This window comes from Ensifer sp. ENS03 (assembly GCF_014852035.1).
GTDB lineage: Bacteria > Pseudomonadota > Alphaproteobacteria > Rhizobiales > Rhizobiaceae > Ensifer > Ensifer adhaerens.
Genome location: NZ_JACVAV010000002.1, coordinates 443,027 through 468,684, shown reverse-complemented (window position 1 = coordinate 468,684; position 25,658 = coordinate 443,027). Strand labels below are relative to the sequence as shown.

The following is a 25,658-nucleotide window of genomic DNA, read 5'->3' as shown; positions in this document are numbered from 1 at the left end:
CGGGAGGTACTCAATGGCAGACGAATTCAATGCCGCACTCGATATTCCGTATGTCTTCGAGATCACCATTAACGACTTTGCGGCGCTGTGGCGGAAGCTGGAGAGGCGAAGCTTTGCGCTGAAGGCGCTTTTGCCTAACTGGTATGGCCAGCTCCAGGGAGAATTCGCAGCAAGCTTCGGCGCGCTCGATGCCTATGTCGGCCACGGCAGTGCGGTCATTCCCCGAAACGGCATGGAAAAGGCCGCTGTCGAGGCGGTAATCGCGACAATGCTGATGGGCCGACTCGGCATGGCCATTCGCGAGCTGGCCGTCGAGGCGGGCCAGGCCGCGACCCAAGAGGGCGCTCCCATCAAGGGCCGGCTTCACTATGGCAAGGACAACCGGATTATCGGTGTGGACAACGAGTATCTGCGCCGGGTGCTCGATCCGGCCGAGGACTATCAGGCCGCCGGCTGCGTCTTCGAGGTGCTCGGCTATTCGCCGAGCAGTCCCTTTTCCATGACGTCGAGGATCGCCTCGATGATGCTGCTCTTCAACCGTGGCATGGCGCCCTTGAGCGGCCGGCCGGTCGAGTACAACGTCATCCTGAAGACGATGCACGCCTTCATCGCTGCGGAGAACCTCGGCTATGTCATGACCTTCGAGCACCGCAACACCAATGACGACCTGTCGATCTTCACCACCAACGAATTCAACAAGCTGACCATCCAGTCGGCGGAGGGCGACCTTCGCCTCATTCAGAAATACCTGAAGGCCATCGGCTTCTATTTTGGCGATGTCGACAATGCGCTCGGACCGGAGTTCGAGGTCGCTGCCCGAAATTTCGCGCGCGTCTACAGGCTGGACCACTATGCGCACTACAGTGACCGCGAGTTCCTCTACACACTGGCCAATGCCTATGTGCTCCACCGCAGCCAGATGTCGACGGGCGCGCGCTAAAGCTCATCGCGTGAAGCACGTCGTCGCCGCAAAACCGTTGCACACATTTGCGCGACCTGCATCGGGGGCCACAGATCGCGCGTCCCCCGGTTCTGTCATACCCCTGTAAAAGGGTGGCCCTATCCCTCGGCGCCAGTTTCAACACGAGGGTGTATCCATGAAATCGTTTGTCTCCGTCCTTGCCGGCGCTGTTGTCGCAGGCCTGCTTTCGACCGCGGCCTCTGCCGAGAGCCTGGTGCTCTATACCAGCCAGCCGAACGAGGATGCGCAGGCGACGGTCGACGCGTTCCAGGCCGCCAATCCCGGCATCGAGGTGGAATGGGTGCGCGAGGGCACGACCAAGATCATGGCCAAGCTGATGGCAGAGATCGAGGCCGGCAATCCGGTGGCCGACGTGCTGCTCATCGCCGACACCGTGACCATGCAGCGGCTGAAGGAAGCAGGCCATCTCGCCGACTACAAGTCGCCTGAAGCGGCAAGCTACGACGCGGCACTCTATGATGCGGACGGCGCCTATTACTCCACCAAGATGATCACGACCGGCATCGTCTATAACACCTCCGCCGCCATGAAGCCTGAAGGCTGGCAGGATCTCAGCAAGCCGGAGGCCAAGGGCCTCGTCACCATGCCGAGCCCGCTGACCTCGGGTGCGGCTCTCATTCACGCTCAGACCCTGACCGGCATTGATGGCCTCGGCTGGGACTATTACAAGGCGCTCGCCGAGAACGGTGCTACGGCTGCCGGCGGCAATGGCGGCGTCTTGAAGGCGGTTGCGACCGGCGAGAAGGCCTATGGCATGCTCGTCGATTTCATGGCGATCCGCGAGAAGGCCAAGGGCGCGCCGGTGGAATTCGTCTTCCCGGCCGAGGGCGTGTCTGCCGTGACCGAGCCCGTCGGCATCCTGAAGACCGCCAAGAACGTCGAGGCGGCGAAGAAGTTCGTCGACTTCCTGCTGTCCGAGGAAGGCCAGAAGACGGCGGTGAAGATGGGCTATATCCCGGCCCGCAACGGCGTGGCGCTGCCTGCGGGCTATCCGGCCCGCGAGACGATCAAGGTGCTGCCGGTCAATGCGGCCGAGGCCGTGAAGAACTCCGACGCGGATCTCAAAACCTTCTCCGGCATCTTCGGTACGAACTGATCCCGGGAATGCTTGAACGCAACGATGCGCGCAGCCGGCCCCGCTGGCTGCGCCTTTCCTTTCACGGCCGGACGATGGGCGCGCCCAAGGTGCGGGCAGGGGCGAGTCCCGCCGCCGAGCCGCGCTGGCTGGTGCCCTTCGTTCTCGCCTGCCTGTTTCTCCTCTGCCTGCTGCCGCTCTTCAGCCTGGCGAAGGCCGGCTTTGCCGGGCTTATTTCGGGCCGGTCGATTGGCGTGCTCACGGAACCCGCAACCTTTGCCGCCCTCCGCAACACGCTGATAACCGCGACCGGCGGTATGGTCGTCTCCGTTGTCATCGGCGCGCTCTTCGCCTTCTCGGTGGCGCTGACGGATGTGCGCGGCAAGCTTGCGCTCAGCTTTGCCTTCATGCTGCCGATGATGATCCCGCCGCAGGTGACGGCGCTTGCCTGGGTGGAGATGACCGGGCCGGCGAGCCCGCTGCTAAAGACGCTCGGGATCGCGCCGCCGCTCGGCAGCCCGCAGCCGCTCTATTCGCTGGCAGGCATTTCGCTGCTTCTCGGCGTCCAGCATGCGCCGCTGGTTTTCCTGGCGCTGAAAGCCGGGCTTTCCGCAACGCCGCGCGACGGGGTGGAGGCGGCACGGCTTGCCGGGGCCACGCCATTCCGTGTCTTTCGCGACATCGTCGCGCCGCTGTCGTTGCCGGGACTGATTGCCGGTGCGGCGATCGCCTTCGTCTCCGGCGTCGGCAATTTTGGCATTCCGGCGATCCTCGGCATTCCCGCGGGCATCGAGGTGCTGCCGACCCTGATCTATACGCGGCTCGCCAGCTTCGGCGCCGGCACCTTCGGCGAGATCGCGCTGCTCTCCAGCCTCATCTCCATGATCGCGGCTACCGGGCTGATCCTGCAGCAGAAGGCGCTTGTCGGCAGGGATTACCGCATCATCGGCCTTTCCGGGGCGAATGCCGCCTTTTCGCTCGGCCGCTTCCGCCCGGTCGTCGAGCTGGTCCTCGTGGCGATCCTGCTTCTCGTGCTGGTCGCACCGCTCGCCGCTCTTGTCGCGAGCTCGCTGGTGCCGGCCTATGGCGTGCCGCTCAACCTTCAGACGGTGTCGCTGCGCGCTTACGAAGAAATTCTCTTCCGCCAGTCGATGACGCTGAAGGCGCTTGGCAATTCGATGTTCCTTGCAGCAACGGCCGCATTCGGCCTGCTCGCCGTCTCGGTGCCCGCGGCCTATCTCATGACGCGACGCAAGGGGTGGCTTGCCAATACGCTCGGCATCCTCATCGAGATCCCCTATGCGCTGCCGGGCATCGTGTTGGCCGTCGCCTTCATCCTTACCTTTGCCGCACCTCTGCCGATCCTCAAGGTCTCGCTCTATGGCACCATCTGGATCATCCTGGTTGCCTACTTCTCCTCGTTCCTCGCCGTCAGCCTCAAGCCGGTGATGAGTGCTTTCCTGCAGATGGACCCATCGCTGGAAGAGGCGGCGCGTCTCGCCGGTGCTGGCTTCTTCAGGCGGATGTCCGACGTGATCCTGCCCTTGGTAGCGCCGGCCGCGGGTGCGGCGATCATCCTCGTCTTCCTGATTGCCGCCAATGAGCTGACGGTCTCGGCGCTGCTCTGGTCGGCCGGTACCCAGACACTCGGTGTCGCCATCTTCAATCTCGACGACAGCGGCTCGTCGGACCTGGCCGCAGCCCTTTCGGTGCTCGTGGTTGTCATGGTCGTCGTGCTGATGGCCGCGCTCGAGGCTCTCGCAAACTATCTCCCGGAAGGCGTGCTGCCGTGGCGCAACTGATCCTCAATCACGTCACCAAGCATTTCGGCGGCGGCCGACCGGCGGTTTCCGATGTGTCGCTGACCGTGCGGGAAGGCGGCTTCCTGGCGCTGCTCGGGCCTTCCGGCTGCGGCAAGACGACGGTGCTGCGCATGATCGCCGGCTTTGAGCAGCCCAGCGATGGATCGATCGATTTTGGCGAAAGACGGCTTTCGGATGCTGCACGGGCGCTGCCGCCGGAGCGACGCAACATGGCGATGGTGTTCCAGTCCTATGCGCTCTGGCCGCATATGACGGTGGCCGAAAATGTCGGCTATCCGCTGAAGGTCCGCGGCATTTCAGGCTCGGCGTGGCAAAGGAGCGTCGCCGATGCTCTGGCGTTGGTAAAGCTCACCGACTATGCCGACCGCCGGCCGGCAGCCCTTTCCGGCGGTCAGCGCCAGCGCGTGGCGCTTGCCCGCTGCCTGGTGACCTCACCGGATGTCGTGCTGCTCGACGAGCCGCTCGCCAATCTCGACCAGCACTTACGCAAGTCGATGGAGGAGACCTTCCGCATCTTCCACGAGCGCTCGGGCGCGACGATGATCTATGTGACGCACGACCAGGCGGAAGCCATGGCGCTCGCAACCGATGTCGCCGTCATGCACGAGGGGCGGCTGATGCAGATGGCGCAGCCGGCCGAGATCTACGCAAGACCCGAAGGCGCCGTCGTCGGCGGCCTGATCGGCCGCGGCTCGGTGCTCAAGCTCGCCGTGCCGGAGGGCATGCCGCGGGCGATGGATTGGCCAACGCTGCGGTCAGCGCTTGCCGGCGTCGGCATGGAAGGCGCAGGCGATGGCGCCGTGCGCGACGTCCTCGTGCGCCCGGAACATGTGCGCCACGACGGCGAGGGCATGGCGCTCCGCGTCGTCTCCTGCGTGTTCGAAGGCGAGCGTTTTGCCCTGACCTTGGCTTTGCCGGACGGTCAGTCATTGAAGGCCTATGGCGACAGGGCGATCATGCCGGGAGACACGGCGCGCTTCGTGATGAGCCAGGGGTGGCGGCTCTAGGCCGGGTTGGCGTCAGTCGCAATCGGGTTTGTCGAGTTCGACCTCGAACTGGCGCGGGCCGACAACGCCAGGCTTTGCCGGCAGACCGACGATCCTTGCGATTACCGTGCATTTGCCGGCGACGACGGCATAACGGTCGCGGCCCTGGCTGATGACCTTGTCGATCGGGTGTTTGGGAACGGCGACGGCGACCGCGTTGATGACCGCGTTCAGTTCGCGGGCACGCTGAAAATTCGGCGCAAGGGCGGCATTGGCCTGACCAGTGGCAAGGACGAGGACGAGGCAGGCGACGGCGGATCGGGCGAACATGGCAAGCTCCTGTTTGGAAGAGGCAAGCATGATCGCCCGGTAGATTCAAGGACAGCGATCGGCCGGGCCGTCGATGGGAACGGTTCGTTGACAGGGGGTGATCCGAAGACGATCCTCGGCCAGCTTCGCCTCCAGCCTCTCGAACGGTCCGATGACATCCGAAACGCCGATACAGGAAACGCCGCTTGCGGGCGGGAACGTCAATGCCGGCGTCGTACGCGTGGGCGATACGGTGCGCCGCGCCACGCGCCCTGAGAGCGCGACCGTTCACCGGCTGCTCCTCCGTCTCGAGGCAAAGGGCTTTGCGGGATCGCCGCGGTTCCTGGGCCTCGACGGCCAGGGGCGAGAGATGCTGAGCTTTATTGAAGGCGATGCCGGTGTCTCTTCCGACATCTGGCTTTGCGAGGATGCGCTGATTGCCGCAGGGCGGCTGCTTCGCGCCTATCATGACGCGACGGCCGAATTCGGCTTCGGCGCGGCGGATCGCTGGGCCTTTAGATATCCGGATCGGCGTCGATGGGAGGTCATTTGCCACAATGATTTTGCGCCGTACAACCTCGTTTTTCGGGCCGGCGAACCGGTGGGGATCATCGACTTCGATCTCGCCGGTCCCGGGCCGCGGCTGCGAGACCTTGCCTATCTCGCCTATTGGACCGTGCCGCTTTCCTTCCATTCCGATGACTTGAAGGCCGCGGCGCTGGCGGATCTCGATGATGGCAGCCGGCGGCTGAAACGGCTGTGCGCGACCTACGGTCTTGCCTCGGACGATGCGTTGCTTGGGATGGTCGCCGATGTGCTCGGGCATATGGGCGACGAGGCGGCGATGCTGGCAATGATCGGCGCGGCCGCGACCGAGCGGCTGAAACGGGACGGGCATCTCGATCACTGGCGGCGAGAGCGGGACGCCTTCGAGCGCCATAGGACGCTATTGTCCCGAAACCTTGTCTGACGACCGGCGAAGCGGCGGGGCAAGCCGATAGCGTTCGCGAAAAAGAATTTTTGCCTACTGAAATAAACCATTGAGTTAAATGAAACTGGTTGTTATAAGCAACCGGTGTTCCGCTTTTATGCGGTTGAGGAGGAACGGGGCGGTCGCCTCATCGACAGGAGGATAAGATGAAGCTTTATCAGGGCATGGGACCGAATTCGTATCGCGTGCGCATCTTCATGGCGGAGAAGGGGATCTCGCTGCCGATGGTGGATGTCGATTTCGCCAAGGGCGAGCACAAGGCGCCGGAGTTTCTCGCCGTCAACTCGCTCGGTCAGATCCCGGTTCTGGAACTCGACGACGGCACTGTTATCACCGAGAGCGTCGCGATCTGCCGCTATCTCGAAGAGACCACGCGCGAGCCGCAGCTCTTCGGCCATGACGCCGTCAGCCGCGCCAAGGTGGAGATGTGGAACCGGCGCGCCGAACTGGTGATCCTCGGCACCGTCGGCAATGTGGCGCTGCATTCGGACGCGTTCTTTGCCGAGCGGCTGACGCAGTTTCCGGCCTTTGCCGAGACCGAGCGGGCGGCGGTGCCGCAGAAATGGGGCTGGCTCGACGATGAGCTCTCGGATGGAAGGCCGTTCCTGGCAGGCGACGAATTCTCGATCGCCGACATCACCGCAGGGGTCACCGCCTGGCTCTGCGAGGTCTTCGGCATGGAAATCCCGGCTTCCGCAAAAAACGTCCAGCGCTGGCTGGAGCGGGTGCGTTCGCGGCCGAGTTTTGAGGCTTAAGGGATAGCCTGTGGCAGAGGCGGTTTCGCGCAGTCTCAGGGTGGCGAGATCGGCCCCTCATCCGGCCTGCCGGCCACCTTCTCCCCGTTGTCGCGGGGAGAAGGAGGGACGTGGCGGCCGCTCGTTCCTTCGGCCAATGTGGCAGCCGCGTTGCCCGTCGGCAGGTCTCGACCTGGGAGCCGGCCGTCATCCGCGTTCCCTCTCCCCGCAGGCGGGGAGAGCGTCAGGGTGAGGGGATGGCATGCGCTATGGCATTGATTATTTTGTAGATTTCCCCATTCTGCCGACGAAACCCAACGGCCGAATTCTCGCCTCTGCGCCCCCGCTAAAATTCATATGTGGATAGGCGCGTCGCCCTTTTTGCTTGCCTTCTCCATGGCTTTTTTCAATTCCTAAAATACAAGCTGCCCGATTCGCCGCTGCCGGGCGCCTGCAAGGCGCTGGCTCTAGGAGACAAGCCATGACCGATTTCAAGAAGCCCACGATCACCGAAATGCGCCCGAAGATCACCGTGATCGGGGTCGGCGGCGGTGGCGGCAACGCCATCAACAACATGATCAACGAAGGGCTTCAGGGCGTCGATTTCGTGGTCGCCAACACCGACGCGCAGGCGCTCGCCATGTCGAAGTCGTCGCGCATCATCCAGCTCGGCGCCGCCGTGACCGAAGGCCTCGGCGCGGGCTCGCTGCCGGATGTCGGCCGGGCGGCGGCGGAAGAATCGATCGACGAGATCATGGATCACCTCGGCGGCACGCATATGTGCTTCGTCACCGCCGGCATGGGCGGCGGTACCGGCACGGGCGCGGCCCCAGTAATTGCGGCAGCGGCACGCAAGGCCGGCATCCTCACGGTCGGCGTCGTCACCAAGCCCTTCAGCTTCGAAGGCAAGCGCCGCATGGAAACGGCCGAGCAGGGCATCGAGCGGCTGCGCGAGGCGGCCGATACCGTCATCGTCATCCCCAACCAGAACCTCTTCCGCATCGCTGACGCCAAGACCACCTTTGCCGATGCCTTCGTGATCGCCGACCGGGTGCTCTATTCGGGCGTTGGCTGCATCACCGACCTGATCGTCAAGGAAGGCCTGATCAACCTCGACTTCGCCGACGTGAAATCTGTCATGAAGGGCATGGGCCGGGCGATGATGGGCACCGGCGAGGCGACCGGCGAGGGCCGCGCGCTGAAGGCGGCCGAAGCCGCGATCGCCAACCCGCTGCTCGACGAAGTGTCGATGCGCGGCGCCCGCGGCGTGCTGATCTCGATCTCCGGCGGCATGGACATGACGCTGTTCGAGGTGGACGAAGCCGCGACCCGCATCCGCGAAGAGGTCTATGACGAAGCCGACATCGTCGTCGGTTCGATCTTCGACCGTACGCTCGACGGTACCTTCCGCGTGTCCGTCGTTGCGACCGGCCTCGACGGCGCACGCTCATCCGCCAACCCGGCCGGTGCCGCCGTCAGCCAGCCGGCGGCAGAACCTGCACCGACCCGCACGCTGCAATAGCATTCGCATCCATCGCCTGCTTCAAGGACCCTCCCGATGTGATGACGCCATATCGGGAGGGTCCTTGCGTTTGGAGGCTCGAATGAGCGACGAGGGTGTGCCCGCCGATGAGGCGACAAAGCACGCGCCAGCGGCACCAGGCCGTGCGGCGAGAGCGGTGATGGCGGCTGAGGCGGTGCTTGCGGAACGCTTTCCGCAGGCGATCTTTGCGATCGTCGCGGGCTCGATCCTGCGCGGCGAGGGTACGCAGACCTCGGATATCGACCTGGTGGTGCTGCACGAGGCCCTGCCGGCCGCCTGGCGGGAAAGCTTCCATTTCGACGATTTTCCGATCGAGGCCTTCGTGCACGACTTCGAGACGCTCAACTGGTTTGTCGACCAGGATATGGCGGGCGGTTGCCCGGTGCTTGCGGACATGGTGGCGGGCGGCGTTGCTATCGGGCCTGAGCGGGCGCGTGCCGAAGCGCTTCAGGCCGGGGCGCAACAGCGCCTGGAACGAGGGCCGGCGCCGCTGACGCCTGAGATACGCGACCGACTACGCTACCAGATCACCGATCTGGTGGATGATCTGCGCGATGCACGCCCGGCCGCCGAGATCCGCGCCATTGCCGCCGAACTGACGAAGCCGCTCGCCGATCTGATGCTGCTTGGCCGCGGGCAATGGTCTGGGCGCGGCAAATGGCTACCGCGGTTGCTCGTCCGGGCGGACGCGTCGCTTGCCGAACGCTTCGACACGGCATTGCGCCACGCGGGCGCAGGACAGGCAGCAGAGCTGATCCGGCTTGCCGAGCTGGAACTGGCGCCGCATGGCGGGCCGTTGTTTGCCGGCGACCGTCGGACGGCGCCGCCGGATGCCCGGCGTCCTGGTCTTCTCGCGCAGTGAATGCGCCGGCTTGTGGGATGGCCGCCTCTGATGCCTTGGGCGCGGGTGGGGACATGATCTGTTTGCGAGGAACCGCCGGGACGCTTCAACACGAGCGCCGGCGCCCGCATGGCTGACGGCCGCCAAGTTCTGGGTGAGCCAACAGCTACGGCGAGTGCAGAGGCGAGGCCTTTGGCCTTCACTTGCTGCGCGGAGGGCGTGGCTCCCGGCGCTCAGCCTCCTCGACCACGGAGAATGGAAGCTCCTCGTACATCGAGCGGTTGAACTCGGCGAAGGTCAGCCTGCCATCGATGAACGCTTTGAAGTAGCGCCGGCAGACGTCCTCCGCCATTTCTTTCCGGCTGGAATAGGGCGTTCCCTCAAGCGCATTGTCCTTCAGGTCGGGCAGGTACTCCGATACGCATGCCTCTACATATTGCCGCTGCGCGCCCGGGCGCTTGCGCAACGCGGAGATCGTCCACTCATATTTGGAATAGCTCATATATTGCTCGGTTCGCGGCGCGAACAGGACGATGGCGATTGCGCACAGCAGAGCGACAAACATGCCGCCGGCGACGAGACGAAAGTCCATTTATTCAATCGTATAAATTGTTGCCCATGCCAATGTAAGACAACTTTAGCGGTTAGCAAGAGGCGCGCTTACGCGTCGAGTGGTTTCACGAAATGTTCCTCCCCCATTTGGGGGAGGAGGCTACGGGAAAACCACTTTCGTGCTTGGACCGTTCTCCCATCGTTCGGTGTCTATTAGAGGTTGCGAAATTGGGCGCTCCCAATTGCGCCCTCGGCCGGAGCAGGGACGGGCGGGCAGGGCACGATCGGTGGCGGGGCTATGTCGCTGCGCCTGCGGGGCAGCTGCCAGAGACGCCTGGGATGGAAACGGTAACGGTCGGCGGGCCACGACCGATGTCCTTCGCGCCGACTGGACAAAGGCAATCCCTGTGGTGGCGCTTCGAGTGCGAGTGCCGTCTTCAGCCAGAGATGGGGAGGATGGAGAGGTGTCGCGCCGGGCCGGAGCATCGTTCTGCTACCGGCAGCGCGATCAGGGGGAGGTTCTTAAAGGGCGGCCAGCTGTTCGGCTGTTGCAACGATCTGCGTGTTGCCAAGCGAATGATCGGCATATTTGAACACCAGGATGCTCATGACTGAGGCGACAAGGGCTACCAGGATGATGCGCATGGCGTTGCTCCGACTTCCTTCTTGCCTGGCCTTGATCCTTCGTTGCGCCGGGCGGTGATCGATCCGGAAGCCCTGTGCTTTCCGGTCAAAGGCCTTCCGGCCTTTTGTTGAACCTGTTCTAGCAAATGGGCGGGGCCGACTATTGTTCCCGTGGGGACAGCGGGAAATCGCGGAGGCATGCAGCTTTTCGGTGTGCTCCAGCCCGTCCTGGGCCGGAGATTTCCCCGGGGAGCTACACGCCGTGTTGAAGCGGTAGCGCGAGAACGACGGATCGGAGTTGCGGCCGGCCACCGAGAAGTTCAACGGGCGGCTGAAGCGGCGCAGCCGTGTGAATTCGGACGCGTGAGGAGCGCTTCGCATCTCCTCGGGCTTCTGGACCTTCGATGTCGATTTGAAGAGATGGCCGCCGAACGGCTCTACAGGCCGAGGATCCAGAAGACGACGCCGAACAGCACGATGAATGCGCCGACGGCCAGCAGGAAGCGGGCCATGCCGGTGTTGGTGTCCTTCGTGCCGACGAGACAGTACCAGAGGTGATCGTTATCCATTACTGACGCTCCATCGAAAGGCGCTGCTGCCGCGCCCGCGCGACCCACCATACACGCAAAGGTCGTCGCGGCACCTGGATGATTGCGTGTCCTCGTCGCCGGACCGAGATCGGTGGAGGACGCGTGCCGTTGGCGGACACGGCATGTCCATGCCGCTGTCGCCATCGACTGCCTGCTTATCCCTCCGCCTCCGCCGTTTCGGCCGCTGCCGGTTTTTTCGCCAGCGCCAGGTTGGCGGCGGCCGCTTCCGCCTCGGCTGCACCGGCAGCGCCGGAGCGCACGGTGACGGCGTTGGAGGCGAGGTCGAGGCCGGCTTCGCGCAGCGCCGGCAGCAGGCGCTTCATCGACTCGCGCTGCAGGATACTGGGGTTGCCGGGGCGGGCGGTGAACTTGAGGCGCACGACGAGCGAGTTTTCGGTGACGTCCTGGATACCTTGCATCTTCAAGGGCACCAGGAATTCGCCGCCGATCTCGGGATCCTCCAGCATGGCAAGGCCGACCTTCTTGATGGTCTTGCGGATTTTCTCGGGGTCGGCATCGCGCTCGAATTTCAACTCGAACTTCACCGTGCTCCAGTCGCGGCTGAAATTGGTGACCGCCTGAAGCTGGCCATAGGGGATCGTGTGGATCTGGCCGTTCTGGTGGCGCAGCCGGAGCGAGCGCAGCGAGATGCGCTCGACCGTGCCCTTGAGCTTGCCGGTATCGACATATTCGCCGACGCGGAAGGCATCGTCGGCGATGAAGAAGATGCCGGAGACGACGTCCTTCACCAGCGTCTGCGAGCCGAAGGAAAGGGCGAGGCCCAGCACGCCGAAGCCGGCGATCAGCGGCGCAATATTGATGCCGAGTGCGGAAAGGATGACGAGGCTGGTGACGGCGAAGATACCGCCGAAGATGAGGTTGCGGACGAGCGGCAGGATGGTCGAAATCCGGCTTTGCTGGTGGACCACCGTATCGTCCTCGCTGTCGCCGGGCAAAGCGAGGCGGGCGGTGGGCGCGAAGGCCTCGAAGCTCTTCCAGAGGAAACTGCAGATCACCCAGCTCGCGACCACCGCAAGGCTGATGCGCTCGAGGATGACGATCCAGCCGATGGCACCGGCCGTATCATGCTGGACGAGCACCGGGCGCCAGAGCGTGATAATCAGATGCAGGCCGATCAGCCAGATGGCGCCGGCAAGCGCCGTCTGGACGCTGCCCGAAATCGCCGCGTGCAGCGCGTGGGAGGCCGGCGTGCGCCGGCGCTCGGCGGCAGCCCCCGCCAGCGAATGGATGCCGAAGGCAAGGATCGGAAGCGCGAGCAGGATGATCTGTGTCGTGCCGCCGGCAAAGCTCCAGGCGGCGCTGTTCGGGCTGCCGGCAACGATGACGCTCATCAGCCAGAGCACGATGGCGCTTGCCGCATAGAATTCGGGCACGCCGAAGGCGATGGCGCGGCGCACCGGGCCTGGGTTTTCACCGGCAAACACCGTGCGGATATCGCCGGCGCCGGCGATGAACCAATAGAGTTTCAACAGCGTCAACAGGGTCACGCCGATCAACAGCCAGCCATCGGTTGCAGCGTTCTCCAGTCCGCGCTGGTGGGCAAAGCGCAGGCTGGCGCCGAGGATGGCGCCGATCGCCCCATAGGCGGTCAGCATGTTGGCGTGGAAGCGCGGGTGGGCGATATCGAGCAGGCGGATCTCGGGCCGCGTCGGCGCAAACAGGAAGCGGGCGCCGACCGCATAGACCACGGAGGCGAGGGCGATGGTGATGAGGGCGTGGGCGAGTTCGGCGGAGGCCGTGGCCGGCGTCAGGAACAGGCGGGCAACGGCATGAGCGGCCACGGCGAAGATCGCCAGATAGGCGATGTCGAAGCCAAGCCGGATCAGCGAGGCGCGCATGCGGTGGAGCAGATCGACCACTTCGAACGAGGCGCCGAACAGCCGGTGGATGAGGAGCCGGCTGGCAAAGGCGGCGGCAAGGCCGGCTGCGACGGCGAGCAGGGCCACGGCTGTTACCGAAACCACCGACCAGCCCTCGGCGCGGATGCCTGCCGCAACGTCAGCCATCACCCCGGCGATGCCGGACATACCGGCAACGCCCATCTGCAAGCCATTGACAAAACGAGCGGAAAGCGTGTCGAGCGTGTCCGGCTGATCGGGCGAGGACGTTGGTTCAGGCGTCGTGGTTGCGGGTGCAGCCTGATGCGTGGCCGCGCCCCCCGACGCGGGCGCCGGTGCCGCGACGCCAGCGCCAGCGGGCGTCGGCGTTTCGCCCGAGGCCTGCGCCGCAGCGTCGCGCCACTCGACGGTCACCGACCCGCCGGCCTTGGCGGCGGCGCGCAAGATCTCCTCGATCTCGGCAGCACTCTGGCCGGGTGTGAGGATCACGGTGACCGGCGGAGGCGTCGTCTCGGCGAGTGCGGGCAGGGCGAGGGTCAGGACGAGAACGAGGCCCGCCAGCAGATGGCGACAGAGGAAGTGGAAACGCAGCATGAAATTCATCCATCAAAATCGGTTGTCCGCCCTGCGGCCTTGTTCATCACATTACATAACGTTCTAAAATTCCAATCGAATTTTGTGGGGCGGGATGAGGACTGGGCCGCGCCAGGGCCGCCGCTCACCAAGGGTTCCCCTGCGCCGAAGCTACCCCCTCACTGTCCTGCCGGACATCTCTCCCCGCCAAGCGGGGAGAGAGACGCTGGGCGGACGCTCCGGTGCCAGGTCCTCCGGCCTACTTCGTCGTGTAGCCGCCATTCACCAGGATCGTCTGGCCGGTCATCCACCAGCCGTCGGAGACAAGGAAGCGGATGTAGGGGACGATGTCCTCGATGTCGGTGAGGCCGGTGCTGGAGAAGGCCGAAAGGGCCGATGCGGTTTTGTGATAGGCGACGGCGTCGGCGCCTTCGGCCGGGTAGAAGAAGGGCGTATCCATCGGGCCGGGTCCAATCGCGGTCACGGAGATGCCGCGCGCGCCGAACTCCTTGGCGGCTGCCCGGGTGAAGTGCTCCACCGGCGCCTTGGTGCCGGCATAGGCCGCATAGAAGGGCGTGAAGGCGCCGAGCAGCGAGGTGACCAGCGTGCAGACCTTGCCGTTGTCGCTGACGTGCCTGCCGGCCTCGCGCAGGAAGAAGAATGCGGACTTCGAATTAACCGCGCTCATCTCGTCGTATTCGGCCTCGGTGATCTCGACGAAGGGCTTTTTCAGCACCTTGCCGACGGTGTTGACGGCGATGTCGATGCTGCCGAGCGCCGCCTTGGCGTCGGTAAAGAGCTTTTCGACATTGGCGGCGCTGGTGAGATCGCCGGAGAAGGCGTGGGCCGCGGCACCGGTCGCCTTGATCGCCGCCACGGTTTCATCGGCTGCCGCCTTCGTCGCCGCGCTGTTGTAATGGATCGCGACGCCACGGGCGCCGTGTGCGGCAAAATCGCGTGCGAGCAGGCCGCCGAGGTTCTTCGCGCCGCCGGCGATGAGGGCGGTTTTGCCGTTGATGCTGTGGTCTGCCATGGGTTTCTCCTGTTGTGCGCGTGGTGGCGGATGCTTTCGTTCGGCGGCGGGGCTACGCATTTGCCCGAAATCGCCCCGCTCTCCAGTACGGGCCGCCTGTGCGACCGCCGCTCGTGGCGGACGTCGTATCTCTTGCTTCATAGGGTGCGGGCCTTATCGCCGCCGACGCGAGAGGTCGGTGATGCGACCGGCATCGCGACCAGGAGAATATCGTCGGCGCTGCTGGCATAAAGTCCCAGAACGTGACATGACTTGTCAGGAATGACGAACAATGGGGGTGAGGCGTCGCGCGCCGGCATGGACAGGATCGAGCTTTTCCGCACCTTCACCCGTGTCGTCGAAAGCGCGAGTTTTACCCGCGCGGCCGACACGCTGGGCCTGCCGCGCTCCTCGGTTTCGGCGGCGGTGCAGACGCTCGAAACCCGGCTCGGCACGCGACTTCTCCATCGTACCACGCGCAAGGTTGCGCCGACGCAGGATGGGGCAGCCTTCTACGAGCGCTGCCTGCGGCTGATTTCCGATATGGACGAGGCGGAGAACCTGTTTCGCCGCGACACCTCCGGCCCGACCGGACGACTGCGGGTCGACCTGCCGAGCCGCATCGGCCGGCTGATCGTGGCGCCGGCGCTGCCGGAGTTCCTGGCGCGGTACCCCGGCATCGACATCGATCTCGGCATGACCGACCGGGCGGTGCACCTGATCGAGGAAAGCGTCGACTGCGCGCTGCGTGTCGGGCCGCTCGGGGATTCGAGCCTGATTGCCCGGCCGTTCGGCACGCTCCGGCTGATCAATGTCGCAAGCCCCGACTATCTCGAGCGCCACGGCACGCCGGAGACGCCCGACGATCTCAGCGCCCACGTCGCGGTCAACTACGCTTCACCCTCGAGCGGGCGGGTGGAGGACTGGGAATGGATCGAGGCGGGCGAGGTGCGCACGGTTCAGGTGCCGGGTCGGGTCAGCGTCAACAGCGCGGAAGGCAGCATCGCCTGCTGCCTTGCCGGCCTCGGCCTGATCCAGATCCCGGCCTATGACGTGATCGATCACATCCGAGAGGGCCGGCTGGTCGAGGTGATGCCGCATCACGTCGCCGCGCCGATGCCGATGGCTTTGCTCTACCCGCACCGCCAGCATCTGTCGCGCCGGCTCAAGGTGTTTGCCGACTGGCTGGAGGGGCTGATGCGGGGGGTGATTGCGGCGTGAGGGGGCGATGCGGTTTGGGCTCGCTTCGTTGGCGCGCTCTAGCTGATCGTCTGATGACACCGCCGGCCGTTCCACGGCAGGAACTCGGATCCGCCGGCATTCCATTTGCCGTCGAATTCGGAGAAATCCGGCGTGAAGGTGACGATCAACTGGCCGTAGCCGTATTTGTCGCGCCACATGAAGCTTCGGGTGAGATCGCTGCCGTCGCCATCGTCGCCGGTTTCGGCGAGTTCACCGTCGACGGACTGGCCCTGATCGGAAAACACGTATTTGCCGACGACCGTGCCATCGGCAGCGGTTTCGAAATGCGTCTCGGCGTCCGAGAGCACGCCGGCGGAGGAAAGCTGGCCGCAATAGGTGCCCGAGGGCGCGGTGCTCGTCTCGCCTGCCATCGCCGCAGAGGCGGATGCGGCCGCAAGCAGCAGCGCGGCGGTGAAGGAAAGGCTTGCAGTCAACGCGGCACCTTTGGCGTTTCGGGATGTCGCGGTCTCTCGTGATCGCCTGGCAGCAGCGAGTCGCGACGGTTGTCGCCATGGACAGTCATTCGGGATGCAAAATCAAGATGCTCATGCGTCCAGCGCCGGCGCGGTGCTGACGCTGGCGTCGCCGAACAGGCGTCCCTTCTCGGCGACGAGGAAGCAGGCGAGTATCGGAGCGCGATGTGCTTCCACATCGCGTTCCGAGGCATGTCGTCAGGTCAATCAGCTTGCATCAAAGCCCGCGTGGAAGCTGACGCGCCCTGACGGTACCGGACCTTCGAACGCCTCTGCCATGAAGTATTCGGCCGGAACGCCTTCAAGGCGCAGGGCGGCGTGGTTCTCGAAGCCGAAGCGTTTGTAGTAGTCGGGCTCGCCGAGAACGACGCAGCCCTTGGCGCCGGTCTTTGCAAGGCGCGCAAGGCCTTCGCGGATCAGCCTGCCGCCGGTGCCGCTCTTCTGGTGGTCGGGCCTGACGGAGACGGGGCCGAGACCGAACCAGCCCTTGTCCTCCCCGTCGATCGTGACCGGGGAGAAGGCGACGTGACCGATGATTTCGCCCTGGTCGAGGGCGACCAGCGAGATCGTCAAGGCGCCGGCTTTGCGCAGCGCGTCGATGATTTCGGCTTCCGTCTGGCTGCTATAGGCCATCGGCGCAAAAGCGGCCTTGGTGATCTGCCGGATGGTTGCGATGTCAGTCGCTCGTTCGGAGCGTATGTCGATGGTGGTCATTGTCAAAAACCTGTTCTTGAAACCCTTCAGTCGCGCGCTGTCGACCGCGAACGACGGGTATCGTTCGCCGGTGGCGCGGTTTCGCGTCTCGACCGATCGAGACGCTCAGTGGGTGAGAACAAGCTCCAGCATCGACAATTCCTCTGCTCAGTTCAGGCGAGCAGGTTCGGTATAGGGCCAGGCCTTTGCCATGGTCAACAGGCGGCTCTGGCAGCGCAACGCGTTCACGCGGCGGCCGGTTGAGGTCCGTTCCCGCTTCGTCGTTCGCGCCTGTTGCCTGCGTCCTAGTTTTCCTTAACCGAAACGCCGTCCTGGCCGATCTTGATCTCGACGCCCGGCTTCGTCTCTTCCTGGTAGACATAGATGCCGAGGCCGACGACGGCGACGGCAAGCAGGGCGATGACGAGATAGAGGCCGTTTCGGTTCATGCGGAACTCCTTTTTCGCGGTTTCGTCAGGGAAATAGGAGCTTCTCAAGGAAAGACAACGGGATAGCGACGAACATGCGCACGGAGGGTGGCCCGGCCAAGCGACTGAGGGGGCCGATTTGACCACTATGCTGGCGTCTGTGTGGCCGCGCAGGGGAACCTCAGCGCCCCCGCAGCGCCTTCTATTCCTGTGGCGTACAAAGGTTGATTTGCCTGCATTGGTTGATTTTCGCTAATTGAGGCAAATAGATTGAACGATGCGAATGACCGAATGCGGATGGTGGCCGGAATAATGGTGCTTGGAAGTTTCTACCGAAAAACCTTCGACATGGACCATTCGGACACGAGCGCCGCGGCGTTCTTCTCGCGCGTGATCAAGCTGGTGCTCTCCTTCTGGGCGGCCGAGTTCTTCATGACCGGCGGGCTCTGGGTGGTGCTGGGCGTCAATCCGGTCGACTACGCGCCGATCAAGCTCGTCGTGTCGCTGGTTTGCGTGCTGATCACGCTGATGATTTCGCACATCGTGGCGATGATGCGCGCGCGGAACATCGCAGCCCAGGTTTTCGTGTCGGCCGTCCTGTCCATTCTGGCGTCGACGGTTGCAACCACCATCGACTATCACCTGTTCACCTATGTGAAGCCCGCAGTCGGTGTCGACTATACGATCGAGAACTTCTGCTACACGCTGTTTTACGGCGTCTCGCTGTTCTTCGGCTGGTCCTGCTTCTTCATCGCCTACATGTACAATCTGAAGGTCCGCGCGCAGGAGCGCCGGCTGGCGATCTCGCGCGAAGAGGCGCTGACCGCGAAGATGCAGGCGCTCTACTACCAGATCAATCCGCACTTCCTGTTCAACACGCTGAACTCGATCGTCGGTCTGATCGAGGAGGGCGCCTCCTCTCAGGCGAGCCGCGTGGTGCTTTCGCTGTCGTCGTTTCTGCGAAAGACACTGGAGATGGATCCTCTGCGGGATCTGGCGCTTTCGGAGGAACTGGCGCTGCAATCGGAGTATCTGGCGATCGAGAAAGAGCGGTTCTCCGATCGCATCAGCGTCACGCTCGACATTCCGCAGGAGCTGAGAACGGCGCTGGTGCCGAGCCTGATCCTGCAGCCGCTCGTCGAGAATGCCGTGAAGCATGGGCTCGGGCGCTCGTCCGGCGATCTGAAGATCACGATCAGCGCGTCGCAGGAGGAGGACCGGCTGCAGCTTTCGGTCGACAACGTGTCCGATGCCGGCGAAGTCCTGCCGATGGTCAAGCGATCCGGGCTCGGTGTGGGGCTTGCGAATGTCGAAGAGCGTGTCAAGGCGCGCTTCCCAGAGGGCGGTTCGCTCATCGCCGGACCGGTCTCCCCGGCCCATTTCCGCGTGACCCTGACCATGCCGTTGAGGGCACCCGCCGCCGATCGGCTTGCCGATGCTGCCATCAACGCCGCGCCGGCCGTGACGGCCTGAGCGGGATGCGACAATGGCTGGCGCGCGCCCCTGAGAGGCGCGCGACGGGAGTAAAAGGGGTGGCTCGCGTTCAGACCGAACGCGTCAGGCCGCCATCCACCTTCAGGTTCTGGCCGGTGATGTAGGCGGCACCATCAGAGGCGAGGAAGGCGACGGTGGCGGCGATCTCGGCGCTGGTGCCGTAGCGCTTCATCGGCACTGCATCGCGGCGCTCTTCGGTCGCCGGCAGGCTGTCGATCCAGCCGGGCAAAACGTTGTTCATGCGCACATTGTCGGCCGCATAGGTGTCGGCGAAGATCTTGGTGTAGGAGGCAAGACCGGCGCGGAAGACGGCGGAGGTCGGGAACATCGGCGAGGGCTCGAAGGCCCAGGCGGTGGAGATGTTGATGATCGCGCCCGCCTTCTGCTTCTGCATGATCGGCGTGACGAGGCGGACCGGGCGGATGACGTTCATCAGGTAGACGTCGAGGCCGGTGTGCCATTGCTCGTCGGTGATTTCGAGGATCTGGGCGCGCGGGCCATGGCCGGCGCTGTTGACCAGCACGTCGATCCGGCCCCATTTTTCCATGGCCGCATCGACAAGACGCTTCAGGTCATCGTTCGACTGGTTGGAGCCGGTGATACCGATGCCGCCGAGCTCGGCGGCGAGCGCCTCGCCCTTGCCGGAGGAGGAGAGGATCGCAACCTTGTAGCCGTCGGCTGCCAGACGCCTGGCGCTCTCGGCACCCATGCCTGAGCCGCCGGCGGTGATTACGGCCACTTTTTCTACTGCCATTTTACCAATCTCCTCATCCATATTCGTGAAATGCCGCTTTCGCGGGTGCTGCTATTGAAATACCATCTCCTCCATGCGACGACGAAGCAATTTCGCTTTCATATGGCAGTAGAAAAACTATCCGATGAGTGATGCACCGGGAAAGCTCCCTTCGCTGAATGGGGTGAAAGTGTTCGAGGTGGCCGCGCGCCACCTGAACTTTCGCCTTGCAGCCGAGGAACTGGGCGTGACGCAAGGGGCCGTCGCCCAGCAGATCCGCGGGCTCGAGGCCGAGCTTGGGGTCAAGCTCTTCGAGCGGTTGCCGCGCGCGCTGGCGCTGACCGGCGAGGGACGCGCCTATATCGCCGATGTCAGGCGGGCGCTGGAGATCATCGCGCGGGCGACCGACGGGCTGAAGCCCCAGCCGGTGCGGTTGACGATCAGCACCACGCCGTCCTTCGCGTCGCGCTGGCTGATCCCGCGCCTGCCGGATTTCACCGCGCGGCATCCGGATCTCGACCTGCATATTCTGGCGACCGACCGCATGTCGAGCTTCCAGGCCGATGGCGTTGATCTCGCCGTGCGCTATGGGCGGCCACCCTTCGGGCCGGGGCTTGCGGTGGAACTGCTGTTCGAGCAGGAGATCGTCGCGGTCTGCAGCCCGATGCTGCTTGCCGGGCGGCCGGCGCCGAAAACCGCCGAGGAACTGGCCAGCTACACGCTGCTGCACGACGCCCATAATTTCTGGCCGGAGTTCATCGAGCGGCATTTCGGCGGCAGCCGGCAGGCCTCGTTCAAGGGCATCAGCTTCAACCAGACCTCGCACGCGATCGAGGCGGCGACGGCAGGCCAGGGGATCGTTCTTGCCAACCGCGATTTCGTCGCGCGCGATCTCGCCGAAGGGCGGCTCATCCGGCTGTTCGAGGGCTCGATGACTGGGCCCTCGGACTTCTATCTGGTCTGGCCGCGCTACCGAAAGTCGCTCAGCCTTCAAACTGTGATCGCCTGGCTCAGTGACGAGGCGAAAAAGGAGCGGGGAGGCCCGACCGATCGGGATCCTGCAAATGGGTGGCGGAGCGAGGGTTCCTGATCCGCGATCAGCGACGCAGCGCGTGTCGAGCCGGTAGAGCAGGGCGTGAAACGCGCCTTTGCTGGGCTTTCGTCCCGGCAACTTGCCGACGATGCCTCGGATTTCCGTCGATGCGAGCGCGATCAGCTGCCGGAGTTCCGTTTCGGTGGCGGCTGCCTCGTCGGCTGTTCCGATCGACAGCGCCTGGATGGCGTAGGCGGCGGGGCCGAGCACATGGTTGATCTGGTGCGGCGTCTCGATCGGGTGGGTATAGGGCGCACCGGCCGCAGCAATGGCCGCGCGGGCGGCAGCCTTGGCGGCGGGATCGTCAACCGCGCGCGTCGCTGCCTGGGCGCCCCAGGCGGCTTTGCGCAAGACGGCCGTGCGCGGACCACCCTCGGCAAAGGCGACAGCCGCGGCGATCGCCTCGCGCGGCCGGGTATCGCCCGGCACCGCCGCCTCGAAGACCGGCAGCGCGCGCGCGGCGCACAGGACCGCCCAGCGGGTAATATGGCGCAGGTCGTCTTCGGTCAGGAGCGGTGGTGGGGCTTCGTCGGTCATGGGGTGCTCATGGTGAACAGGCCGAATGCATATCATGCGGTCGCCACGTGACAAGCCGATCGGTTGTATAGAGGGCGCAGGTTGCATCCCTTCATAAACGCCATATCTTTCACCGCCGAGCCATTTGCAGCCGCAAACTCAGGAAAAGGGAGGCTCCATGCCGGCCGTCGGTTCCGATTATGGCGATGTCGTTGCCTGGCGGCGCGACATTCATGCCCATCCGGAGTTGCAGTTCGACGTCCACAGGACGGCGGAGTTCGTGCGTTCCAAACTCGCCGCGTTCGGATGCGACGAGGTCGTGACCGGCATCGGTCGGACGGGCGTCGTGGGCGTTATCCACGGCCAGAAGCGGTCAAGCGGCAGGGTGATTGGCCTGCGGGCGGATATGGATGCCTTGCCAATCGAGGAGGCGACAGGGGCCGCCTGGGCGTCAAGGACAACGGGCGTCATGCACGCCTGCGGTCATGACGGCCACACGGCGATGTTGCTGGGGGCCGCGCGGGAATTGGCCGAGGCGCGAGCATTTGACGGCACGGCCGTGGTCGTCTTTCAGCCGGCCGAAGAGGGCGGCGGCGGTGGCAAGGCCATGGTCGACGATGGCCTTATGGAGCGTTTCGGAATCAACGAGATCTATGCCATGCACACGGAGCCCGGTTTGCCGATCGGGCAGTTTGCCACCGCGTGTGGACCTCTGGCCGCTTCGGCCGATGGCTTCAGGATCAGGGTCGACGGCAAGGGCGCGCATGGCGCTTCCCCGCACGTCAGCGTCGATCCGCTGGTGGTCGGCGCCAATATACTTCTGGCCTTGCAGACGATCGTTTCCCGCAACGTCCATCCGCGTCAGTGCGCCGTGGTCACGGTCGGCTGGATGGCAGGAGGCAAGGCCGGCAACGTCATCCCCCAATCGGCCGAGATGGGCGGGACGACCAGGACCTACGATCCCGGCACGAGAGATCTGATAGAGGGGCGCGTTACCTCCATCGCGCAACGGATTGCCGAGGCCTACGGAGCCAGCGCCACGGTCACCTACAAACGCATGTTTCCGCCGACCGTGAACCATGGCAGCGAGACCGCCTTTGCCGTCAGCGTGGCGCGCTCCCTGGTCGGAGACGCGCACGTCAACGACGCTCTGGAGCCGCTGATGGGCTCGGAGGACTTCGCCTTCATGCTCGAAGCGCGCCCAGGCAACATCATGCTGATCGGCAATGGCGACAGCGCGTCGGTGCATGATGCGCGGTTCGATTTCAATGACGATGCCATTCCTTTCGGCGTGGCCTATTTCAGGGCCATCGTGGAGGGCAGAATGCCGCTCTGAGCGATCGGCCGGATGTCCATCGCGCTGCGGCTGCAGCGACGACATCAACGAGGTTTCCTGCCCTCAACGCTCCCAGCCCTCGGTAAACGGAAAGCGTTCCGCCCAGAGCGTCGCGAGCTTCGGATCGGTATCGACGCGGCGGACGATGTCGGCAAGGGTCGGGGCGACCTCGTAGAAGCGGCGGCGGCCGGGTGACCAGCGCGAGGCGGTGGCGACGTAGAGGTCTAGGACCGACAGTTCATCGCCGAGAAGATATTTGCCCGGTTGCAGTTCCGCGCCCATTCGCTGCCAGCAATGGGCGACGCGGTCGAACACGCGGGCCTTGACGGTCGCGTGGTCCTCCTCCCGTTCGGCGATGCGGGAGGGATCGTCGGCAATCCAGTAGAGCGCGTAGATGGCGGCGGATACGAAGGTCATCCATCGGAGAAACGCCGGTCGTCTTGCGTCGGTCACCGCCGGTGCCAGCCGGGCCTCGGGATAGGCATCGGCGAGCCAGATCAGGATCGCGGCACTTTCGGTCATCAGTTCGCCGGCCGGGAGTGCGAGGGCCGGAACCTGGCGCAGGGGATTGATGCGCGCCAGCCTGTCCGCCTCCTGCTTTCCTTCCCAGGGGGTGTGTTCCTCGACGCGGTAGGGCACGCCGATGAGGCTCAAAACGGCCTCGATCGGAACCGATCCTGAGCCTGAGGCTCCGTAGACGACAAACGGCTCGGCCAACTGCTTTTCTCCTCCTTGATCGTGCCGCGACGAATCCGGCCGAAGCCTGGTCGCCCTGCGTCGAGACTGGGGCGGGGCGGCTTTTTCGCGTTGCAGCCGCATAGATCCCCGCTTTCGCGATACAATCAAGGCCCTGAGGTGCAATTGGACGTTTCGCCGCAAATCCCGGTTGCAGCGGGCAGGCGGGCCGATTCCGCTTTCCGCGGCAAGGGGCCCGGTTCCATCTGCCGGAGCGACGGTTCGTCCGCATGCGGACCTTTTGACCGTGCCCGGTGGCAGTTGGCGCGGTTCCAGGCTGAAGCAGGACACGAGGATTGATCCGATGTCGCCAGTCACCGTCGCGTCTCCGACGCTCGATCGCGACCTTCTGCTGAAGGCGGCACAGGAGCGTCTGCTGCGCTCGGAATGGTCGCGGGAGCTGTTGCGATCGTTTCAAGGCGGCGCGCTGCAATCCGCCCTGAAGCATGCGGTCAATGCGTCACCCTACTATCGCGAAACCATTGGCGACCGCTTGGCGAAGGGGGCCGCACTCAAGGATCTGCCCGTGCTGACGAAGCGGGCGCTTATGGAGAATTTCGACCGGATCGTTACCGACCCGAGGCTGAGCCGGCAACTGGTCGAGGGGCATCTCGGCGGACAGTCTTCCGGCTCGCTTCTGCTTGGTGAATACAGAGCCGTTGCCACGGGCGGCACGACCGGCGAGCGTGGGGTCGCGGTCTTCGATCCCGCAGCCTGGCTATCGGCCATCGCCAACATGGTACGTTTCCAGGCGATCGTCGGCATCGACGAGACGACGCGCAGTGTTGCCATATTCGCCTCGTCGCCGGTCCATATTTCCTACCATATCGGCGTGGAACTTCGGGCGTTGAGGCCGCCGGCGCCCCGGTTCAACGTGCTGATGCCGATCGAGGAGATCGTGGAGGGACTCAACCTGAACCAGCCCGAGGTGATCTCGACCTATCCGTCCTTCGTGCGTGTCCTGGTGGGCGAGCAGCAGGCGGGGCGGCTGAGGATCAGGCCGCGGCTTTTCCGAACCAGCGCCGAAACGCTGACGGAGGAGGTGCGCGAGCTTGCGGCCGAGACCTGGCAGGCGGCCATCGCCGACAGCTATGTCTGCACCGAGGCGGGACCCATGGGCCACGAATGCTTGCTTGGCGACGGGCTGCATCTCGCCGAGGACAGCTTCGTCTTCGAGGTGGTGGACGGAGACGACCGCCCGGTACCCGACGGCGTGGAGGGCGCGAAGCTGCTGGTGACGACCCTTGCCAATCGCGCGCTGCCGCTGGTGCGCTACGAGATCTCCGACATCGTGGCGATGGCGACTGAGCCGTGCCGCTGCGGCCTGCCGTTCTGGCGGATCGGGTCGATTGCCGGGCGGAGGGAAGAGACGCTGCGGCTGCCCAGGCGTGGTGGTGGGACGGTCAATGTGCACGCCCACCGGCTTCGCTCGCCGCTGACGGGTGCGGCCGGGGTGCGGCAATTCCAGTTCGTGCAACTGCCGGATGGTCTGGAAATCGCGATCGCCGTGTTTGAAGGCGCCGATGCGGCCGCCGTCCACGCTGCCGTCGAACTGGGCGTGCGTGCGGCACTCGAGGCGGTGGAAGCCGAACCCGCGGAGTTCCGTGTGCGGGTCGTGGATGCGATTGCGCGTTCGGGCGGCGGCGCCAAGCAAAAGCTGGTGGTCTCCGGCGGCGACTAGGAGAGGGCAGGATGCACGCGTGGTGCAATCGCGGCCCGGCTTCGGCCACGCGGCAGCAGGTGGACATTCCGGTGGCCGGCGGGCGGGCAAGCGGCTTATAGTGTTGATAGGCCGGTCCGGGGCCGATATGAAGCCGGCCTCTTGCCCGCGATACGGAGTTTTGAAGATTGAGCGTTGCCTTCACCAAGGAAGAAAGTGCCGAAACCGCCGCCGAGACGTTGCTGCCGGACCGGGCGGTTTCGCCGCATCCGAACCTGGTGACAAAGGCGGGGCTGACGGCGCTGGAGGCGCAGATGCAGGAGGCGCGGGTCGCCTATGAAGCGGCAGCCACGATCGACGACGTGAACGAAAAGCGGCGGCAGCAGGCGGGACCCTTGCGGGACGTGCGCTATCTCTCCGAACGGCTGCGCACCGCACAGCTGATGCCCGAACCTGCCTCCAACGAGATCGTCGCCTTTGGCAGCACGGTGACCTTCAGCCGGGACGACGGGCGGGTACAAAAATACCGGATCGTCGGCGAGGACGAGGCAGACCCCAAGGCGGGATCGATCTCCTATGTCTCGCCGGTGGCGCGCATCCTCATGGGCAAGGCAGTGGGCGACCTCGTCACGGTCGGCGACCAGGAGCTCGAGATCGTCGCGATTTCCTGACCTTTAGCGTATCGGCTTGATCGCGTGGATTCGTGGTTATTATTATCGTATCCGATTTAATAGTGTCATCTTGACATTCCGCTGTTGCTC

General features: G+C 64.6%; 25 protein-coding genes and 1 pseudogene. 14 read left to right on the top strand and 12 right to left on the bottom strand.

The features are described from left to right. Positions 1–13: 13 nt before the first annotated feature. The 4 genes from IB263_RS08965 to IB263_RS08950 all read left to right on the top strand — a co-directional run bounded on the left by IB263_RS08965 (position 14) and on the right by IB263_RS08950 (position 4,887). Positions 14–940 carry a peptidoglycan-binding domain-containing protein gene (locus IB263_RS08965; protein WP_034793270.1) on the top strand — a complete coding sequence of 309 codons (927 nt, stop codon included), beginning with the start codon at positions 14–16 and terminating at the stop codon, positions 938–940. Between the two features lie 157 nt (positions 941–1,097). Beyond that, on the top strand, positions 1,098–2,078 hold the full coding sequence (locus IB263_RS08960; protein WP_192438323.1) for an ABC transporter substrate-binding protein: 981 nt from the start codon (positions 1,098–1,100) through the stop codon (positions 2,076–2,078). Between the two features lie 74 nt (positions 2,079–2,152). Beyond that, on the top strand, positions 2,153–3,859 hold the full coding sequence (locus IB263_RS08955) for an iron ABC transporter permease (RefSeq protein WP_192438581.1): 1,707 nt from the start codon (positions 2,153–2,155) through the stop codon (positions 3,857–3,859). Then, a complete protein-coding gene (locus IB263_RS08950) occupies positions 3,847–4,887 on the top strand; it encodes an ABC transporter ATP-binding protein (RefSeq protein ID WP_110818637.1) in 1,041 nt (346 codons plus the stop codon). The genes IB263_RS08955 and IB263_RS08950 overlap by 13 nt, the downstream gene beginning before the upstream one ends. Before the next feature lie 12 nt (positions 4,888–4,899). Here IB263_RS08950 and IB263_RS08945 read toward each other — a convergent pair whose 3' ends face one another. Next, positions 4,900–5,196 (bottom strand): hypothetical protein, encoded by a 297-nt coding sequence (locus IB263_RS08945; RefSeq protein WP_063891143.1) that lies wholly within the window; start codon positions 5,194–5,196, stop codon positions 4,900–4,902. 151 nt (positions 5,197–5,347) lie between these two features. Between IB263_RS08945 and IB263_RS08940 the strand changes: the two genes are divergently transcribed. The 4 genes from IB263_RS08940 (at position 5,348) to IB263_RS08925 (ending at position 9,305) form a co-directional block, all read left to right on the top strand. Continuing rightward, entirely contained in the window at positions 5,348–6,145 is a 798-nt protein-coding gene (locus IB263_RS08940) for an aminoglycoside phosphotransferase family protein (protein WP_192438320.1), read from the top strand. 167 nt (positions 6,146–6,312) lie between these two features. Beyond that, complete coding sequence (locus IB263_RS08935) at positions 6,313–6,921, top strand: glutathione S-transferase family protein (RefSeq protein ID WP_034793282.1); 609 nt, start codon at positions 6,313–6,315, stop codon at positions 6,919–6,921. 460 nt (positions 6,922–7,381) lie between these two features. Further along, positions 7,382–8,422: a cell division protein FtsZ gene (gene ftsZ / locus IB263_RS08930; protein ID WP_192438318.1), complete on the top strand. Its 1,041-nt coding sequence runs from the start codon at positions 7,382–7,384 to the stop codon at positions 8,420–8,422. 82 nt (positions 8,423–8,504) lie between these two features. After that, complete coding sequence (locus IB263_RS08925; RefSeq protein ID WP_371814065.1) at positions 8,505–9,305, top strand: nucleotidyltransferase domain-containing protein; 801 nt, start codon at positions 8,505–8,507, stop codon at positions 9,303–9,305. Between the two features lie 178 nt (positions 9,306–9,483). Here IB263_RS08925 and IB263_RS08920 read toward each other — a convergent pair whose 3' ends face one another. The 5 genes from IB263_RS08920 to IB263_RS08910 form a co-directional block, all read right to left on the bottom strand. Further along, complete coding sequence (locus IB263_RS08920) at positions 9,484–9,876, bottom strand: hypothetical protein (protein ID WP_192438316.1); 393 nt, start codon at positions 9,874–9,876, stop codon at positions 9,484–9,486. A 482-nt stretch (positions 9,877–10,358) separates the two neighbouring features. Further along, positions 10,359–10,481: a hypothetical protein gene (locus IB263_RS34465; protein ID WP_255380501.1), complete on the bottom strand. Its 123-nt coding sequence runs from the start codon at positions 10,479–10,481 to the stop codon at positions 10,359–10,361. Between the two features lie 416 nt (positions 10,482–10,897). Then, complete coding sequence (locus IB263_RS34460; RefSeq protein ID WP_255380500.1) at positions 10,898–11,029, bottom strand: hypothetical protein; 132 nt, start codon at positions 11,027–11,029, stop codon at positions 10,898–10,900. Positions 11,030–11,205: 176 nt separating this feature from the next. Further along, positions 11,206–13,503, bottom strand: coding sequence for a mechanosensitive ion channel family protein (locus IB263_RS08915; protein WP_192438313.1), 2,298 nt, complete (start codon positions 13,501–13,503; stop codon positions 11,206–11,208). 238 nt (positions 13,504–13,741) lie between these two features. After that, positions 13,742–14,515, bottom strand: a complete 774-nt coding sequence (locus IB263_RS08910; protein ID WP_192438311.1) for an SDR family oxidoreductase — start codon at positions 14,513–14,515, stop codon at positions 13,742–13,744. A 297-nt stretch (positions 14,516–14,812) separates the two neighbouring features. Between IB263_RS08910 and IB263_RS08905 the strand changes: the two genes are divergently transcribed. Then, complete coding sequence (locus tag IB263_RS08905) at positions 14,813–15,715, top strand: LysR family transcriptional regulator (RefSeq protein WP_192438579.1); 903 nt, start codon at positions 14,813–14,815, stop codon at positions 15,713–15,715. Between the two features lie 38 nt (positions 15,716–15,753). On the opposite strand, the gene IB263_RS08900 is transcribed toward IB263_RS08905, so the two are convergent. The 3 genes from IB263_RS08900 to IB263_RS08890 all read right to left on the bottom strand — a co-directional run bounded on the left by IB263_RS08900 (position 15,754) and on the right by IB263_RS08890 (position 17,351). Continuing rightward, the gene (locus IB263_RS08900; protein ID WP_246802558.1) at positions 15,754–16,170 is read right to left on the bottom strand and encodes a hypothetical protein; all 417 of its coding nucleotides are present in this window, start codon (positions 16,168–16,170) and stop codon (positions 15,754–15,756) included. Positions 16,171–16,416: 246 nt separating this feature from the next. After that, positions 16,417–16,914, bottom strand: coding sequence for a GNAT family N-acetyltransferase (locus tag IB263_RS08895; RefSeq protein ID WP_192438578.1), 498 nt, complete (start codon positions 16,912–16,914; stop codon positions 16,417–16,419). A gap of 293 nt (positions 16,915–17,207) precedes the next feature. Further along, entirely contained in the window at positions 17,208–17,351 is a 144-nt protein-coding gene (locus IB263_RS08890; protein ID WP_192438309.1) for a hypothetical protein, read from the bottom strand. 291 nt (positions 17,352–17,642) lie between these two features. Here IB263_RS08890 and IB263_RS08885 point away from each other — a divergent pair, with 291 nt between their 5' ends. Beyond that, positions 17,643–18,803: a sensor histidine kinase gene (locus IB263_RS08885; protein ID WP_162770617.1), complete on the top strand. Its 1,161-nt coding sequence runs from the start codon at positions 17,643–17,645 to the stop codon at positions 18,801–18,803. 70 nt (positions 18,804–18,873) lie between these two features. Here IB263_RS08885 and IB263_RS08880 read toward each other — a convergent pair whose 3' ends face one another. Next, on the bottom strand, positions 18,874–19,578 hold the full coding sequence (locus IB263_RS08880) for an SDR family oxidoreductase (protein WP_034793321.1): 705 nt from the start codon (positions 19,576–19,578) through the stop codon (positions 18,874–18,876). Positions 19,579–19,702: 124 nt separating this feature from the next. Between IB263_RS08880 and gcvA the strand changes: the two genes are divergently transcribed. Further along, positions 19,703–20,647: a transcriptional regulator GcvA gene (gcvA, locus tag IB263_RS08875; protein ID WP_051659274.1), complete on the top strand. Its 945-nt coding sequence runs from the start codon at positions 19,703–19,705 to the stop codon at positions 20,645–20,647. Positions 20,648–20,842: 195 nt separating this feature from the next. On the opposite strand, the pseudogene IB263_RS34665 reads toward gcvA, so the two are convergent. Beyond that, positions 20,843–21,187: pseudogene (locus tag IB263_RS34665) on the bottom strand (putative immunity protein); the annotation flags it as partial. A 157-nt stretch (positions 21,188–21,344) separates the two neighbouring features. On the opposite strand from IB263_RS34665, the gene IB263_RS08865 reads away from it, so the two are divergent. Next, entirely contained in the window at positions 21,345–22,502 is a 1,158-nt protein-coding gene (locus tag IB263_RS08865) for a M20 aminoacylase family protein (protein WP_192438303.1), read from the top strand. Positions 22,503–22,565: 63 nt separating this feature from the next. On the opposite strand, the gene IB263_RS08860 is transcribed toward IB263_RS08865, so the two are convergent. Next, positions 22,566–23,219 (bottom strand): glutathione S-transferase family protein, encoded by a 654-nt coding sequence (locus IB263_RS08860; protein WP_192438301.1) that lies wholly within the window; start codon positions 23,217–23,219, stop codon positions 22,566–22,568. A 322-nt stretch (positions 23,220–23,541) separates the two neighbouring features. Here IB263_RS08860 and IB263_RS08855 point away from each other — a divergent pair, with 322 nt between their 5' ends. Together IB263_RS08855 and greA are read left to right on the top strand one after the other, a co-directional pair. Continuing rightward, complete coding sequence (locus IB263_RS08855) at positions 23,542–24,918, top strand: phenylacetate--CoA ligase family protein (protein WP_246810988.1); 1,377 nt, start codon at positions 23,542–23,544, stop codon at positions 24,916–24,918. Between the two features lie 167 nt (positions 24,919–25,085). Next, positions 25,086–25,568, top strand: a complete 483-nt coding sequence (greA, locus tag IB263_RS08850) for a transcription elongation factor GreA (RefSeq protein WP_192438299.1) — start codon at positions 25,086–25,088, stop codon at positions 25,566–25,568. Positions 25,569–25,658: the final 90 nt, after the last annotated feature.